Source organism: Streptomyces sp. NPDC001156 (assembly GCF_053598275.1).
Genome location: NZ_JBSFJX010000001.1, coordinates 241788 through 256151, shown reverse-complemented (window position 1 = coordinate 256151; position 14364 = coordinate 241788). Strand labels below are relative to the sequence as shown.

Here is a 14364-nt window from a genome sequence, read left to right as displayed (position 1 = left end):
GCGAGGATGCCCAGGTCGGTGGTCGCCCGGTGACGCCTTCCCCGAGCGGGCGGGCTCACGGCCCGTCGGCGGCGGATCGGCCCCGTACTCCTCGGCCGTACGCTGAGCTGATCGGGATGGTCGGGCGACCTCGTGGGCCATGTGGCCGGGAATCGGGTCGGCCCGGCTGAGAACGTCGCTGATGCGCCGGCGAGTCTCATGTCCGGCACCCGTCGCACGCGCTTTGGCCGAGCAGCACGCCGGACGGTGTGGATACGGGACAGTCCCCGACGGTCAGGCTTCCAGCACGACCGCGATCCCCTGCCCCACGCCGATGCAGAGTGCCGCGAGGCCGATCCCACCGCCTCGCCTGCGCAGTTCATGGGCCAGATGCAGGGTGATGCGCGCGCCTGACGCACCGAGGGGGTGGCCGATGGCGATGGCTCCGCCGTGGATGTTCACGCGCTCGGGGTCGAGTTCGGGCCAGGACGTGAGGCAGGCGAGCGACTGGGCGGCGAAGGCCTCGTTGAGTTCGACGAGGTCGACGTCCTGCCACCGCAGGCCCGCGCGGGCCAGCGCTTTGTCGGCGGCTTCGACGGGAGCGATCCCGAAGATGTCCGGGTCGTTGCCGACGACGGTACGGGAGACGATCCTGGCGAGCGGATCGCCCTCGATCCCCGCGTGGGAGTTCGCGATGAGCAGACAGGCCGCGCCGTCGTTGAGGGGCGAGGAGTTGCCTGCGGTCACCGTGCCGTACGGGCGGAAGGCGGGTCGCAGGGCGGCCAGCTTCTCCAGGGTGGTGTCCTCCCGGATTCCTTCGTCGCGCGTCAGGTTCGATCCGGCCGGTGCGACGAGTTCGTCCTCAAAGACGCCGTCGCGACAGGCCTGAGCGGCAAGCCGGTGGCTGCGCAGCGCGAAGGCGTCCTGTTCCTCGCGGCTGATGCCGAACTTGTCCGCCAGGATCTCGGCGGTCTCTCCGTTGGAGACCGTCCACTGGGCGGGCAGCCTGGGGTTGGTCATACGCCACCCCAAGGTGCTGGAGTAGAGGGTCTGATCGGCTGCGGGGAACCCCCGTTCCGGCTTGGGCAGGACCCAGGGCGCGCGGCTCATCGACTCGACGCCGCCCGCGAGGAGCACATCGGCGTCCCCCGACTCGATCGCGCGGCTCGCCTGGACGACCGCTTCGAGACCGGAGCCGCAGAGGCGGTTGACGGTGGCTCCCGGGACGGACGTCGGCAGACCGGCCAGAAGTGCGCTCATCCGGGCCACGTTGCGGTTGTCCTCGCCTGCTCCGTTGGCGTCTCCCAGGAAGACGTCGTCGATGCGCGCGGGATCCAGGTCCGGGTGCCGGGCGAGGAGGGTGGTGATGACCTCGGCCGCGAGGTCGTCGGGCCGGATGTGGGCCAGTGCCCTTCCGTGCCGGCCGAAGGCGGTTCGCACGCCGTCGTAGATGTAGCTTTCGGTTGTCATGTCAGTTCTCCTCCCGGCGGATCAGGCGAAAGCGGCTATGCCGGTGATGTCGCGGCCGACGATGAGGGACTGGATGGAGTCCGTGCCTTCGTAGGTGTGGACCACTTCCATGTCGGTGAGGTGACGTGCCACGTCGTTCTCCAGCAGGAGCCCGTTGCCTCCGAGCATGTCCCGGGCTTCCCGGCACAGGTCACGGGCCCTGTCGCAGACGTGCATCTTCAACAGCGACGCTTGTGCGTTGCGGAGCCGTCCGCTGTCCTGCAGGGCTGCCGAGCGGAAGCACAGGAGCTGCATGGACGTGAGCTCCCCGAGCATCTTGGCGAGCTTGTGCTGGATGAGCTGGAAGCCGGCGATCGGTTTCCCGAACTGGTGGCGGGTCAGGGCGTAGCGCGCGGCGATCTCGTACGCCGCCGTGGCGTGCCCCAGTGCTTCCCAGGCGACCGTGGAGCGTGTGGCGCTCAGGACGGTGGAGACGTCGCGGAACGAATGGGCATGGGCGAGCAGGTTGTCGTGGGGGACGAAGACATCGTGAAGCTGGATGTCCGCCTGGGGGACGGCTCGCTTGCCGATCTTCCCGAGGATGGGGGACGCCTGGAATCCGTCCGGGTAGCGGCCATCGGTCTTCTCCACGACGAAGCCCCGCACCTTGCCGTCGGCCTCGTCCCGGGCCCAGATGACCACGACATCGGCGATGTGCCCCAAGCCGATCCAGCGCTTCGCACCGGACAGGAGGTATCCGTCGCCGCTGCGGCGCGCGCTGGTCTCCAGCCGCACCGAGTCCGAGCCGTGCTGGGGCTCGGTGAGACCGAAGGCCCCGAGTCTGTCGAGCCGGGCGAGTGACGGAAGCCATCGCTGCTTCTGCTCCTCGTTGCCGAAGAAGTCGAGGGTGCCCATGACCAGCCCGGAGTGCACGGCGTTGATGGTGTTGAAGCTCCCGTCACCACGGGAGAGTTCCATCGCGACGAGGCCCGTCTGGAACCGGTTGAGGCCGGGTGCTCCGTACCCCTGCACCGCTGTGCCGACCACACCTGTCTTCGCGAAGCCCGGCAGGAGGGCTTGGGGGAACTCCGCTCGTTCCCAGTAGCCGTTGATGACGGGCAGGAGTTCGTCCTGCACGAAGGATCGGACGCGCTGGAGGAGTTCGCGGTCCTCGTCCGACAGCAATTCGTGCAGGCCGTAGTAGTCGGTGTCCACGGGGCGTGTCGGGATGCCTTCGACGGGTTCGGGTACTGCGGTCATCGAGGATCCCTTTCGTTGAGTTCGGAAGCCGGGCCGTCGAGCCAGGCGAGGATCTCCTCGCGGTGTTCGCCGAGTCCCGGGGGTGCGTGTCGGTATGTGGGAGGCGTGGCCGAGAAGGTGATGGGGTTTCGGATTCCGGGAAGGGCCTGGTCGCCCTCGCCGCTCAGGACGACGGGATCGAGTCCGAACCGGGTCGCGGCGGCCAGACCGCCGGCGGTGTCCTGGATGGGGGCTGCCGGTATCGACGCGCTCGTCAGGAGGTCGAACCACTGGTCGGCGGTCCGCTCGGACAGGGCGTGGGTGAGCAGCGGCCTGAGGTGGTCCCGGTTCACGCTGCGGGCGTGAGCGGTGCCGAAACGGGGGTCGTCGGCCAGCTCGGGCAGTCCGAGCACCCGGCAAAGGCGCCGGAACTGCCGGTCGTTGCCGATGGCGATGACCAGCTGTCCCCCGCGCGTCTCGAAGGGCGCATAGGGGTAGAGGCTGGGGTGCTCGTTGCCCATCCGGTGCGGCACGGTCCCTGCCATGACGTATGCGCCGGTCTGGTTCACCATGCCGGACAGGGCGGACATCAGCAGGCTCAGCTCGACGTGCTGGCCTTCACCGCTGCGGATGCGGTGGTGCAGGGCCGCAAGGATGCCGATCGCGGTGTGCAGGCCGGTCATGACGTCGACGATCGGCACGCCGGCCCGCAGCGGCGGTGCATCGGGTGTGCCGGTGACGTCCATCAGGCCGGACATCGCCTGGACGAGGAGGTCGTATCCAGGCAGCCCCGCGGCCTGCGGCCGGGTGCCGAAGCCGCTGATCGAGGCATAGACGACGGCGGGGTTCTCCTTCGCGACCGAGGGATGGTCCAGCCCGAAACGGGCCGCGCCTCCCGGTTTGAAGTTCTGCAGGACGACGTCCGCGCGGCGCGCGATCCGCTGGGCCGTGCCGAGGTCCGTGGGGTTCGTCAGGTCCAGCACGATGGATCGCTTGTTGCGGTTCAGGGACAGGTAGTAGGTCGAGTCCTCGCCCAGGGTGGGCGGCTTGTAGTGCCGTGTCTCGTCACCGGCGGGACTCTCGATCTTGATGACCGTGGCTCCGAGATCGGCGAGCAGCATCGAGCAGTAGGGACCGGCCAGTACACGGCTGAAGTCGGCCACGACGACGCCGTCAAGGGGGCCGGTGGTGGCCACTGGGCCCGCCTCTTCAGGGTCCGCGGTGGGCAACAGCATCGTTGCTCCCTTCTCTCCCATCGCTTACCGCACTCACGTGCGACATTTCCCAGGCTGCGCCTCGTTTTGATATGAGTCCAATACCTAATTGGACGGGTACTATTTCAATAGCGACATTAATAGCGACATCAATGGCAAGGCGGGCGGAGGATGTCATGGAGATTCAGGACGTGCAGGTGTTCCTGGCCGTGGCGGAGGAGCTGCACTTCGGCCGTGCCGCGGAGCGGTTGCACCTGGCCCAGCCTCCGGTCAGCCGCAGCGTGCGCCGCCTGGAGGAGGAACTCGGAGCCCGCCTGTTCGAGCGGACCACGCGCAGCGTTCGCCTGACCGCGGAAGGGGAGGCCCTGCGCGGCCCGGCCCAGGACATGCTGGACGCCCATCGCCGCGCCCTCCTGGTCGTGAAGGCGGCAGGACGAGGTGAAGTGGGCTTGGTACGAGTGGCGTTCGCCGGGGCGTCGACCCACTCGATGGTCGGCAGACTGGCCCGGCAGGTGCGTCAGGACTACCCGGGCATCCAGATCGAGCTCCACAGCCAGAACTTCGCCATGCCCGCGCTCAGCAAGGTACTGAGGGGGGAGATGGAGATCGGCTTCTCCCGCTGGGACGGCGCCATCCCGGGCCTCGCGGCACGAGTCGTGGCGCACGAGAACCTCGTCGTCGCCGTCGCCGCCTCGCATCGCCTTGCCCAGAGGAAGACCGTCCGCATCGAGGAGCTGGCGCACGAGCCGTTCGTCTCGCTGCCGCCCTACTCCGGCTCGGTGCTCATCGACCGGCTGCGCAGCCTTTCGCACAGCGCCGGCTTCTCGGCGGACATCGTCCAGCTCGCGCCCGACACCTGGACCCTGCTGGCCCTCGTCGAGGCGGAGGTGGGCTGCGCCCTGACGCTGACGACGGTCGCCGACAACGTCAGCACACCGGGCGTGCGCTTCCTACGGGTCACGGACCATTACGAACCGATCGCGCTGAGAATGGCTTGGCGTGAAAAGGGAGCCAAGGGCGCCATGGCGACGGTGTTGCGGCTGGCCGAGCGGGTGCTGCCGACCCCGACGGCCGGATGATCAGGGGTGAAAGATCCATGGGACGCGGCCCAGGTGGTACTGACACGCTGGACGGTCTCCGGTCCGGTAGGGCGAGGGCCGTGTGCTCACGCCGGCGGGTTCTGCAGGGGAAATCCGGCTCGGCTCGGACGAGTCGAGGGGAGACCTCCACGAGCTGTGACGCTCCTGTTGCCGGAACTGTGGGCTCCGTCACGGTCGACGTGTTCTCGGGTTGGTTGGCTCACCCGATGGCGTATCTGCTCCTGTTGCTCATCCCGGCCGGGCTGGTCGTTCCCTTCGCCTTCGCCGGGTACGGCTTCGGCACCCTGGGCAGGGTCGGCCTCCGGCACGCCGACCGCCAGGTGTGGCTGCGGAGTCTCGCCGCGCTCCTGGGCGCCGGCGCGGCCGCCTTGTACGCGTGGGGCCTGCTCGGTGTCGGCGGCGCCGTCTTGGACGCGGAGGACGGCGGCACCGATTCGGCGCCGCTGCGGCCCTGCCGGACACCGGGCCAGTGGGAGCGAGCGCTGCATGTCGTCGACTACACCGTGGACTACGTGCCCCCTCGGTTCGTCTGCGTGACGAAGGACGGCGGAAGCTACGCCGCCGAAGCCGTTCCGGGCTACGTCAACCCGGGCGTGGTGGGCTTCGCGCTGGCCGGCGTCGTGTGCGCCGGCACCGCAGCCTTCGCATCGCAGCGGCGCGGCGCAGTGGAGCCCGGTTGAACCGGTCCCGCCACGGATTCGCCGACCGGCGGCTCATGGCCGGGCGCGGCTGATCGTCAGGTCCGATCGCGCCGCCCTGTGCACCTTGTCGAGCTCCTGGATCACCCCACGCAGCCGGTGGCCGGACCTGTCGAGCGTTCGTCCGTGTCCGTCCACGACACCGCCCGCCCGCACCTCCGTATCCGTCCAGACCGAAGCCCCCGGCCGCAGGCGGCCGGGGGCTTCGGTCTTCCTTCGTTCCGTCAACTCCTTGTCAGTACTTGCCTCGTGACGACTCACCGGGCGGCGCCTCGTGCGCGTGCTTCAGGCGCATCCGTGTGTCCACCGCGCTCTCCACCGCCACCTCCGCCCAGAAGCGGTGGCAGGAGACGAAGACCGCCAGTTCGCGCTCGCGCTGCCGGAGCTTCTCCACCTCGGCCTGTTCGTCCTCGGTCCAGCCCGGGGAGGCGGGGCGCTCCACCTTGCGCCAGCCGGTGTCGTCGCTGAATGCGTCGAGCGGCTCCACCGACCAGGGAAGCCGCTTCAGCAGGGCCAGAAGCTCGGCCCGGACCTGATGCAGCTCCTCCTGACCAGCGAGGAGGTCACTCGGAAAGTCATAGGTCGCAGCCACGCCGCAATGCTACGCCTGTTCGATTTTGCGATGCGAGCCGCTTCTTCCGGTTCACTCGAACGGTTGACCGGCTCGGAGATCTTCAGGGCGAGTTGCCCAGGTCCGCCTGCCAGGGTCGAATTGGACAGGTGAAACTGGACAGTTTTACCTGAAGGAATTAGCGTGTCGGGCATGGACCAGAAGCCCGAAGGCGTCTCCGAGTCCGCCGCTCGGGCGGCTCGTGACCTGCGCGTCGTGTTCAGCCGGCTGCGGCGCCGTATCAGAGAGGTCGCCGGGGACGAGGAGCTCACGCCCTCGCAGGTGTCCGCGCTCACCCTGATCAGCAAGGGCGGCGCCGCCACCGCCAGCACCCTGGCGTCCGCCGAGGGTGTGCGTCCGCAGTCGATGGCCGCCACGCTCGCCGCCCTCGAACAGCTCGGACTGATCAGGCGCAGTCCCGATCCCGACGACGGCCGCCGCCAGCTGGTCACCCTCACCGAGGCCGGACGCGAGCGCGTCGAAGGCGACCAGCAGGCCCGCGAGGAATGGCTCACCCGTGCGCTGCAGGACCGCTACACGGAGGAGGAGCGCCAGACCGTGCTGGCAGCCCTCGCGCTGATGGAACGGCTGACCCGCCAGTGATACCGCAACCGGCCGGCGCGCCGGCCCCGACCCGGCGCGCCGCCCCGGCCGACCGCTTCGACCGCCGGCTCATCGCCCCGATGATCCTCGGGTCGGTCCTCAACCCGATCAACTCCGCGATGATCGCCGTGGCGCTCGTCCCGATCGGCATCGCCTTCAGGGCGCCGCCCGCCGAGACCGCCTGGCTCGTGTCGGCGCTCTACCTCGCCACCGCCGTGGGGCAGCCCGTCATCGGGCGGCTGGTCGACATGTACGGGCCGCGCCGCCTCTATCTGACCGGTACGGCCCTGGTGGGCGCCGCCGGCCTGATGGGTGCGCTCGCGCCGTCCCTCGGTCTGCTGATCGCCGCGCGCGTGCTGCTCGGCCTCGGCACCTCGGCCACGTATCCGGCGTCCATGCAGCTGACCCGGAACGAGGCCGAGCGCACCGGGCGGGACAGCCCGGCCCTGGTGCTGACCGCGCTCTCCGTCGCCAACCAGACCGTCGCCGTCGTCGGACCGGCGCTCGGCGGATTCTTGATCGGCGTGGGCGGCTGGCGTGCGATCTTCACGGTCAACGTGCCACTGTCCGCGGCCTGTCTGGTCCTCGGGACGCTGTGGCTGCCCCGGTCGAAGGTCGTCCAGGACCGGCGCGCCGTCGACCTGCCGGGCATGGTGCTCTTCGCCACCATGCTCCTGTCCCTCATGTTCTTCCTGATGAGCCCGCACCTCACGCACTGGTGGATGCCACTGCTCGCCGTCGTGGCCGCAACGGGCTTCGCCCTGCGGGAGTTGCGGACGCCCGGGCCGTTCATCGACCTGCGGGTGCTCGGCGGCAATGTCCCGCTGCTCGCCACGTATCTACGCCAGTTCCTCGGCTACACCACCGCGTACGCGTTCCTGTACGGGTTCACCCAGTGGCTGGAGGAGGGGCGAGGGCTGGGCCCGTCCGCCGCCGGTCTGGTGCTGCTGCCGCTGTCGGCGAGCGCCCTGGCCGTCTCCGGTATCACCGGGCGCCGTGAGGCGGTGCGCGGCAAGCTGCTCGTCGGTGGAGTGGTCCAGGTCGTGGGCTGCGCCGGGTTGCTCATGCTGAACTCCGGCAGCCCGGTGTGGCTGCTGCTCGCCGTCGGCGTCGTCATGGGTGTCCCGCAAGGCCTGATCGGACTCGCCACCCAGAACGCCCTCTACCGGCAGTCCGCCCCCGAGCGCATCGCCTCCGCCGCCGGACTGCTGCGCACCTTCATGTACCTCGGCGCACTGGGCGCGTCCGCCGCGAACGCGGCCTTCTTCGCCCACGGCGCCGACTCGACGGGGCTGCACCACCTGGCCCTGTTCATGGCAGCGGGATCCGTCCTGCTGGTGCTGGTCACGCTGCCGGACCGTTCCCTGTCCACCCCCATCTCCCCTTCGCGCACACCCACGTCAGGAAAGGCCTGATCCATGGCTCTCACCACCCTCGACCCGCGCACCGCGCTGGTCGTGATCGACCTGCAGAACGGCATCGTCGGGACGCCCGTCCAGCCGCACAGCGGGCCCGACGTGGTGGCCCGCAGTGTCGAGCTCGCCGACGCCTTCAGGGCCCGGAACCTCCCCGTCGTGCTGGTCCGGGTATCCTTCGCCGCCGACGGTGCGGACGTCGTACCCGGCCGCACGGAGCGCGTGCCCGGCGCCGGCGCCTTCCCGGAGGGCTGGGACGTCATCGTCGACGAACTGTCCGGCCACCCGGGCGACATCCACGTCACCAAGCACAACTGGGGTGCCTTCCACGGCACCGACCTCGACGTCCAGCTGCGCCGCCGCGGGGTCACCCAGATCGTGCTGACCGGTATCGCCACCAGCATCGGCGTCGAGTCGACCGCCCGGGCCGCGTACGAGCACGGCTACCACGTCACCCTCGCCACCGACGCGATGGCCGACCGCGATGCCGAGTCGCACCAGGGCAGCGTCGAGCGGATCTTCCCGCGCCTCGGCGAGACGGGCACGACCGCCGAGGTCCTGGAGCTGCTGGCCAAGACCCACCTGGTCTGATCCCGGGGCCGGTCAGGACCCGTTGGTCCGAGCCGGCCTCCGGCGTGCCGGGCGGCGCCTTCCGCCTGGCGCACACCTGGCGGCCCCGGAACGACCGGGGCCGCTACAGGCGTATCAGGGACCCCGGCTCCGGAAGGTGCAGCCGGTCGGCCAGGCCCGCCTCCGAGAACGCCTTGGTGAGCTCGGCGCCGCCCTGTGTGAAGTGGGCCCAGTGCTCGAAGTGCAGAGGGACCACGTGACGGGCGCCGAGGATCCGGGCCGCCTCGGCGGCGTCCTCACTGGTCAGCGTCAGCGGGGCGTCCGGGACCAGCGGGGTGCGGGCGGCACCGGCGAACAGGACGGCCACGTCGAACGGGCCGAGCCGGTCGGCGATCGCACGCACCACGCCGAGTGAGGCGTTGTCCCCGCTGACGTACACGGTGGGCAGGCCCTCGCCGGACAGCACGAATCCGGTGACCTCGCCGACCACCGGCTCACAGCCCTCGGGGCCGTGCAGCGCGGGTACGGCCGTGACCCGCAGCACTCCGCCGTTCGGGCGGGGAAGGTCCGCGTGCTGCCAGGCCGGCAGGGCCCGTACCGGGGCGCCGATGCGGTCGTACGCTGACGCCGTGGAGAGGGTCAGCGGGACCTCGGCGAGGTAGCGGCGTCCGGCCGTGTCGAGGTTGTCCGGGTGCTGGTCGTGGGAGAGGAGGACGGCGTCGACCGGGGCGATCTCCGTCTCCGGGAGCGCCGGGCCTGCCGTCTTCACGAGGCTGCGCGAGCCGATGGGGTACTCGCCCGGCGGGTCGAAGGTGGGGTCGGTGAGCAGACGTGCGCCGCCCAGCTCGATGACGGCGGTGGGGCCGCCCACGTAGAGGATGTCGGCAGTGGTCATGCCCTGCACAATCCAGTGGCGAACAGGGGTATTCCCACCGGTTTCGCGCGAGGCAGGGTGCGGGCGGTGCGAGGGCGCGACACTGGACCCATGTGCCGCAGTATCAAGACGCTCCGACCGCCCGTCATCCCCGAGGACGCCACGGAGGAGGAGATCCGCGCCGCCGCGCTCCAGTTCGTGCGCAAGGTCTCCGGTTTCCGCGCCCCGGCCGCCCACAACCGTGAGGTCTTTGACCACGCGGTCGACGCCGTCGCCGCGGCCACCGCGGAACTGCTCGCCGGGCTCGAGGTACGGGGACGGTCCCGTGACGCTACTTCCGCGGTGCCGGACGGCGTATGAGACAGGCCGCGCCGGCGCCCGCCGCGAACAGGGCCACCACCGAGACGCCCGTCGCCAGCCAGCTCGCGCCCAGCCACTGCCCGCCGAAGTAGCCGAGGGCCACGCTGTAGGCGGCCCAGGTGACGCCCGCCACTGCCGACCAGGGCAGGAAGTCGCGAGCCCGGCGGTGGGCGGCGCCCGCACCCAGGGAGACGACCGAGCGGCCCGCGGGCGCGAACCGGGCGAGGATCACCAGGGCGCCGCCGCCGCGGGCGAGGGCCGTACCGAGATGTTCCTGCGCGCTGGTCAGCCGGCGCGAGCGGGCGATCGCGCGGTCCAGCCGGGCACCCCCGCGCCAGGCAAGCCGGTACGCAAACAGGTCGCCCAGGACCGAGGCGGTCGCCGCGCACAGGATGAGCGCGAGGATGTCCGGAGCGTGTCCCACGGCCGTTCCGGCCGCCGCGGTCGCCGCCGCGATCACCAGTACGCCGCTCGGCAGCACCGGCAGGAAGACGTCCAGCAGCACCGACAGGGCCACCGCGGGGTATATCCAGGGGCTGTCGGCCAGCGACCCCACACTCTCCAACACGAACTCCCCGTCCGACTCCGCAGAGGCAACTGCGAGCCGCGATCTTTCGGGGGAGCGGCAGGAGCGGCCTTCGACAGCCGAACAGAGTACGCCGCGGTTGGGGCGGCAGATGCACCGGGGGCTGGTGAGGAGTCTGTGTGGGGGCCGGTCACAGGACGCACGGCGGGGCCCGACTCCGCCGCCGGGCGCGCCGTCCGTGCGCCGGGGTGGATCAGGCCGTGACGGGGTCCGAGGCAGGGCCTGCCGCGGTGACGGACCGGAAGGCGAGGAGGCGGTCCAGGCCGAACGCGCGGGAGCCGGTGAAGACCAGCAGCAGGAAGGACCAGCAGAAGATCGCCGACATCTCGCCGCCGTTCTGGATCGGCCACAGGGCGCCCGACTGGTGCACGTCGAAGTACGCGAACGCCATCGAGCCGGACGCCATGGACGCGGCACCCGCGTGCCGAGGCCGAGCAGCACCAGTGCGCCGGTGACGAGCTGAATCACGGCGGTGTACCAGAACGGCCAGGTGCCGGCCGGTACGGTGCATGCCTGATCTATGCCGGCAGTTCAACCTTCGGGCAGGTGGCCGACCGTGCCGGCGGTTCCGTTTCCGCCGCCGCGGTGCGCAGAACGGCCCGCGCCACCGCGTCGGAGTCGGACAACGTGACCGAATCCACCCCGGGGCGGGCGCCCGCCGCGGTCACCCAGTGCACGCCCTCGGTGGGCACACCGAACGCGAACCGCCGTGGATGGGCGATGCCCTGACGGTCAATCAGACGGTAGGGTCGCGGTGTGACGTCCACGCCTCCGGTTTCGTAGCCGTCCACCGTGTGCGGACGGCATCCACCCGTTCGGAACAGGCCGCCGAGGAGTTCGTCGGCGGTGCGCCGTAGATCCGGTTCCGGCAGCCGCGCCTCGATGAGTGTGCGGACGCGTACGGTCGAGCCCGGGACGTCCGGCGAGTGGGCGACCCAGGCACCGGGCTCGGCCCGCACCTCCAGACACGGGCCCACCACCTCCAGCACGCCCGCCCCGATCAGCGCGGTCATCTCCTCGATGCGCCGCCTGGGCGGGCCGATGGACAGGAAGGCGTTGAGCGGGGTGTACCAGCGGTCCAGGTGATCCCGGCGGGAGGCGCCGGACAGACCGCCGTGGTCGACGATCAGCCGCAGCTCGTTGCGCAGGTCGCGCAGCACGTCCAGGGCTGCCTTGAGCGGACCCTCCACATTGCCGAGCGCGGCTTGCGCGGCGTCCTCGCGCAGATGGGCAAGAAGCCAATCGCGCCATGCGGAGGGCGAGGTGAAGGCCCGTCCCGTATACGGGCGGGAGACGCGTTTCCAGCACCAGCGGTCCGTATCCGGTATGCCGAACTCGTCCAGGAGCGCGCTCTCCTCGGGTGCGCGGCGGCGGGCGGCGAGAAAACGGTCCCGGAAGCCGGGTCGTTCGGCGCCCCGGCGGGCCAACAGCGCCTCGTAGTAGACCGTTTCCACCTCCTTGGCCACGAGCGGCCACAGCTCTTCCCTGAAGTCCGGCGCCTCGCCCGAGTCGGCGCGCTTACGGAAGCGGGCTATGACCTCGTCCGTCAGCAGCAGGGGGACATGGCGGCCGTAGGGGCCCTTGGCGTTGTCGCCGCGCGCCTGGTATGGCACACCGCGGCGGGATCCGGCGTACAGCCGCGGCTCCTGCCCCGAGGGCCGGTAGCGCAGCCCTTCGGCGGTGCGGACGAACCGGCCGCCGCGGCCCGTCGTGAGCAGGGCCATGTGGTCGAAGAAGTTGAGGCCCAGGCCACGGAGCAGGACCGTTTCCCCGGGTGCGAGCGGGGAGAGGTCGACGTCCGCCGGGTTGGCGGGCGGGATGTGGCGCAGCCCGTGACGGGCCGCATGCGCGGCGAGCCGGAGCCGGTCGGGGTCCGCTGCGGCGGGCAGATGGCCCTGGGCGAGGACCACGGCGGACAGTCCGGTCAGGGTGCGTCCGGTGGCAAGGGTGAGGGTCTGGCGGCCGTCGGACGCGTCCTCCAGGCGTATCGCGCGGGCGTTGTGCACCTGGACCCGGACCGCGGCCGGGGCGCCGTCCACCGCACGGGCGAACACCCACTCCAGGTACCGGCCGTACTGGGCGCGGGTGGGGTAGTCGTCGGGTCCCAACGGGCTTGTGGCGGCCCTGTGTTCGGGGCCTTGAGACTCCAACTCACCTGCGGGAGCCGGTCTGTCGCCGTGAGCCCACTCGTACAGGCTCGGTCCGGGCCGGATCGGCCCCGCGCACTCGACGCTCTCGTCCGTGAACAGCGTCACCTGTGAGGCCACCGTGTTCATCAGCAACTCGGGGGACTGCGCGGTGCGCCAGACGCGGCCAGGCCCCGGCGGCGCCGGGTCCACGACGTGCACGGTCAGTCGCGCGCCGGATGGGAGGAGTTCCGGGGCGGAGGCGCAGAGGCGTTCCAGGACGCTGGTGCCGCGTGGTCCCGCGCCGACGACGGCGACGGAGACGGACACGGATTTCATGGTCGCGGCAGACAAAACGGGTGACTCCCGGGCGTGTGGGGGCGCAGGGTGACAGACGTGCCGTTGGAACCCGGCAGTCCGCATCATCATGCCGTCGCGGGCCGCGGAAGCCAACGCGCGTCCCACACGCCCCGGATGTCCCTCATGAGGTGGTCAAGGAGGACTCCTCCACGGTCGTGAGCCGTGCCTTTCCGGTCCCGTCCGGGCGTGCCCGGTCGACCCGCAGTGACGCGGAACGGCCGTGCAGCGTCAGCGTCATGAGGTGGTTGCCGAACCACGGGCCGCCTCTGCGGCGCCAGTCGAGACGGGGTCGCGGGCCCCGTCCGTGGCGGGCCAGGCGGCGGCCGAGGAAGCGCCCGAGGCCGCTCCAGCCGAAGCGGAAGCCGAGTCTTATGGACCACGGGACGGAGTTGTGGACCGGGGAGCAGGTCAGCTGGAGCACACGGGCGTCGGGCCCGGCGTCCGGCCACATGGGCTCGGCGATGTACGCGTGGTGCACATCGCCGGACCGCACGGACACACTGGCCGGCGCCCCCGGCCCCGCGGCCGCCTCGGCGATGAGATCGGCCAGTGCCTGGAACGACTCCGGGAACGCCGCCCAGTGCTCCAGGTCCGCGCCTTGGCGCAGGCGTTCGCCGAAGCGGGCCCAGCGGGGCCCGCGCCGGCCCCGGCACAGGGCGGCACTCCAGGCCTCGGCGTCGTGTATGAGATGGGGGAGCAGCCAGGGCAGGGAGGTGCCGATCAGCAGATGGTCGCAGCCGTTCCGGGCGCCGAGCGTCTGCTCGCGCAGCCACTGCGCCTCGGCGGGGTCCAGCATCGCCCGGCCGTCCTCGTCGAGGACGCGGGCCGCCCGGGTGTCCACCATCACCACCCTCACGCGGCCGAAGTCCCGGTGGTAGCTCCAGCGGACGGTGCCGGGGTGGGTGTCGGCCTGGGCGGCGTACGCACGCAGGACGTCCGTGCCGTCCGGGGTCTCGCGCACGGCCGCGTAGAGCGGGTCGGCGGCCAGCTCCGCCGGGGAGAGATTGCCGAGGTGCTGGTGGACCCAGTACGACATCAGGCCGCTCAGCAGCCGCTCGCGCCACCACGCGGTCGCGCGCACACCGGCGAGCCAGGACGCGCTGGTGTTCCAGTCGTCGATGATGTCCCCGATGCGCAGCCATGCGGCCTGGCTTCAGCGCAGCGCACCACGCCTGCATCCG

The 14364-nt window shown here is 71.0% G+C and carries 13 protein-coding genes and 2 pseudogenes; 6 read left to right on the top strand and 9 right to left on the bottom strand.

From position 1 onward, the window contains the following. Positions 1-273: 273 nt before the first annotated feature. Genes ACWDA7_RS01150 through ACWDA7_RS01140 form a run of 3 tightly spaced genes read right to left on the bottom strand, consistent with a single transcriptional unit; the run spans position 274 to position 3902 of the window. Positions 274-1449: a thiolase family protein gene (locus tag ACWDA7_RS01150; RefSeq protein WP_450602117.1), complete on the bottom strand. Its 1176-nt coding sequence runs from the start codon at positions 1447-1449 to the stop codon at positions 274-276. 21 nt (positions 1450-1470) lie between these two features. Then, positions 1471-2688, bottom strand: a complete 1218-nt coding sequence (locus tag ACWDA7_RS01145; RefSeq protein WP_450602116.1) for an acyl-CoA dehydrogenase family protein — start codon at positions 2686-2688, stop codon at positions 1471-1473. Next, positions 2685-3902 (bottom strand): CaiB/BaiF CoA transferase family protein, encoded by a 1218-nt coding sequence (locus ACWDA7_RS01140; protein ID WP_450602115.1) that lies wholly within the window; start codon positions 3900-3902, stop codon positions 2685-2687. The genes ACWDA7_RS01145 and ACWDA7_RS01140 overlap by 4 nt, the downstream gene beginning before the upstream one ends. A 155-nt stretch (positions 3903-4057) precedes the next feature. Here ACWDA7_RS01140 and ACWDA7_RS01135 point away from each other — a divergent pair, with 155 nt between their 5' ends. After that, the gene (locus ACWDA7_RS01135) at positions 4058-4960 is read left to right on the top strand and encodes a LysR substrate-binding domain-containing protein (protein ID WP_450602114.1); all 903 of its coding nucleotides are present in this window, start codon (positions 4058-4060) and stop codon (positions 4958-4960) included. A gap of 227 nt (positions 4961-5187) precedes the next feature. Continuing rightward, the gene (locus ACWDA7_RS01130; protein ID WP_450602113.1) at positions 5188-5661 is read left to right on the top strand and encodes a hypothetical protein; all 474 of its coding nucleotides are present in this window, start codon (positions 5188-5190) and stop codon (positions 5659-5661) included. Between the two features lie 253 nt (positions 5662-5914). Here the strand turns inward: ACWDA7_RS01130 and ACWDA7_RS01125 are convergent, their stop codons facing one another. Then, positions 5915-6271 carry a hypothetical protein gene (locus ACWDA7_RS01125; RefSeq protein ID WP_450602112.1) on the bottom strand — a complete coding sequence of 119 codons (357 nt, stop codon included), beginning with the start codon at positions 6269-6271 and terminating at the stop codon, positions 5915-5917. Positions 6272-6442: 171 nt separating this feature from the next. Between ACWDA7_RS01125 and ACWDA7_RS01120 the strand changes: the two genes are divergently transcribed. Genes ACWDA7_RS01120 through ACWDA7_RS01110 form a run of 3 tightly spaced genes read left to right on the top strand, consistent with a single transcriptional unit; the run spans position 6443 to position 8898 of the window. Next, complete coding sequence (locus tag ACWDA7_RS01120; RefSeq protein WP_450602111.1) at positions 6443-6892, top strand: MarR family winged helix-turn-helix transcriptional regulator; 450 nt, start codon at positions 6443-6445, stop codon at positions 6890-6892. Then, entirely contained in the window at positions 6889-8307 is a 1419-nt protein-coding gene (locus ACWDA7_RS01115; protein ID WP_450602109.1) for an MFS transporter, read from the top strand. Before ACWDA7_RS01120 ends, ACWDA7_RS01115 begins: the two co-directional genes overlap by 4 nt. 3 nt (positions 8308-8310) lie before the next feature. Beyond that, on the top strand, positions 8311-8898 hold the full coding sequence (locus ACWDA7_RS01110; RefSeq protein WP_450602108.1) for a hydrolase: 588 nt from the start codon (positions 8311-8313) through the stop codon (positions 8896-8898). Between the two features lie 103 nt (positions 8899-9001). Here ACWDA7_RS01110 and ACWDA7_RS01105 read toward each other — a convergent pair whose 3' ends face one another. Next, a complete protein-coding gene (locus ACWDA7_RS01105) occupies positions 9002-9772 on the bottom strand; it encodes an MBL fold metallo-hydrolase (RefSeq protein ID WP_450602107.1) in 771 nt (256 codons plus the stop codon). A 90-nt stretch (positions 9773-9862) separates the two neighbouring features. Between ACWDA7_RS01105 and ACWDA7_RS01100 the strand changes: the two genes are divergently transcribed. After that, positions 9863-10111, top strand: coding sequence for a DUF2277 domain-containing protein (locus ACWDA7_RS01100; RefSeq protein WP_450602106.1), 249 nt, complete (start codon positions 9863-9865; stop codon positions 10109-10111). Here the strand turns inward: ACWDA7_RS01100 and ACWDA7_RS01095 are convergent. The 4 genes and pseudogenes from ACWDA7_RS01095 to ACWDA7_RS01080 all read right to left on the bottom strand — a co-directional run. Continuing rightward, entirely contained in the window at positions 10083-10679 is a 597-nt protein-coding gene (locus tag ACWDA7_RS01095; RefSeq protein WP_450602105.1) for a DedA family protein, read from the bottom strand. The two genes, ACWDA7_RS01100 and ACWDA7_RS01095, sit on opposite strands and share 29 nt — an antisense overlap. Positions 10680-10890: 211 nt before the next feature. Further along, a pseudogene (locus ACWDA7_RS01090) lies at positions 10891-11204 on the bottom strand (DoxX family protein); the annotation flags it as partial. A gap of 11 nt (positions 11205-11215) precedes the next feature. Next, the gene (locus ACWDA7_RS01085) at positions 11216-13162 is read right to left on the bottom strand and encodes an FAD/NAD(P)-binding protein (protein ID WP_450602159.1); all 1947 of its coding nucleotides are present in this window, start codon (positions 13160-13162) and stop codon (positions 11216-11218) included. Positions 13163-13304: 142 nt separating this feature from the next. Then, a pseudogene (locus ACWDA7_RS01080) lies at positions 13305-14309 on the bottom strand (alkaline phosphatase D family protein); the annotation flags it as partial. Positions 14310-14364 lie beyond the last annotated feature (55 nt).

Excerpts from the sequence above, each read along its gene's own strand:
- ACWDA7_RS01130 (WP_450602113.1), top strand. The coding sequence starts at position 5,188 with ATGGCGTATCTGCTCCTGTTGCTCATCCCGGCCGGGCTGGTCGTTCCC.
- ACWDA7_RS01120 (WP_450602111.1), top strand. The coding sequence starts at position 6,443 with ATGGACCAGAAGCCCGAAGGCGTCTCCGAGTCCGCCGCTCGGGCGGCT.
- ACWDA7_RS01105 (WP_450602107.1), bottom strand. The coding sequence starts at position 9,772 with ATGACCACTGCCGACATCCTCTACGTGGGCGGCCCCACCGCCGTCATC.
- ACWDA7_RS01150 (WP_450602117.1), bottom strand. The coding sequence starts at position 1,449 with ATGACAACCGAAAGCTACATCTACGACGGCGTGCGAACCGCCTTCGGC.
- ACWDA7_RS01085 (WP_450602159.1), bottom strand. The coding sequence starts at position 13,162 with ATGAAATCCGTGTCCGTCTCCGTCGCCGTCGTCGGCGCGGGACCACGC.
- ACWDA7_RS01145 (WP_450602116.1), bottom strand. The coding sequence starts at position 2,688 with ATGACCGCAGTACCCGAACCCGTCGAAGGCATCCCGACACGCCCCGTG.
- ACWDA7_RS01140 (WP_450602115.1), bottom strand. The coding sequence starts at position 3,902 with ATGCTGTTGCCCACCGCGGACCCTGAAGAGGCGGGCCCAGTGGCCACC.
- ACWDA7_RS01110 (WP_450602108.1), top strand. The coding sequence starts at position 8,311 with ATGGCTCTCACCACCCTCGACCCGCGCACCGCGCTGGTCGTGATCGAC.
- ACWDA7_RS01100 (WP_450602106.1), top strand. The coding sequence starts at position 9,863 with ATGTGCCGCAGTATCAAGACGCTCCGACCGCCCGTCATCCCCGAGGAC.
- ACWDA7_RS01135 (WP_450602114.1), top strand. The coding sequence starts at position 4,058 with ATGGAGATTCAGGACGTGCAGGTGTTCCTGGCCGTGGCGGAGGAGCTG.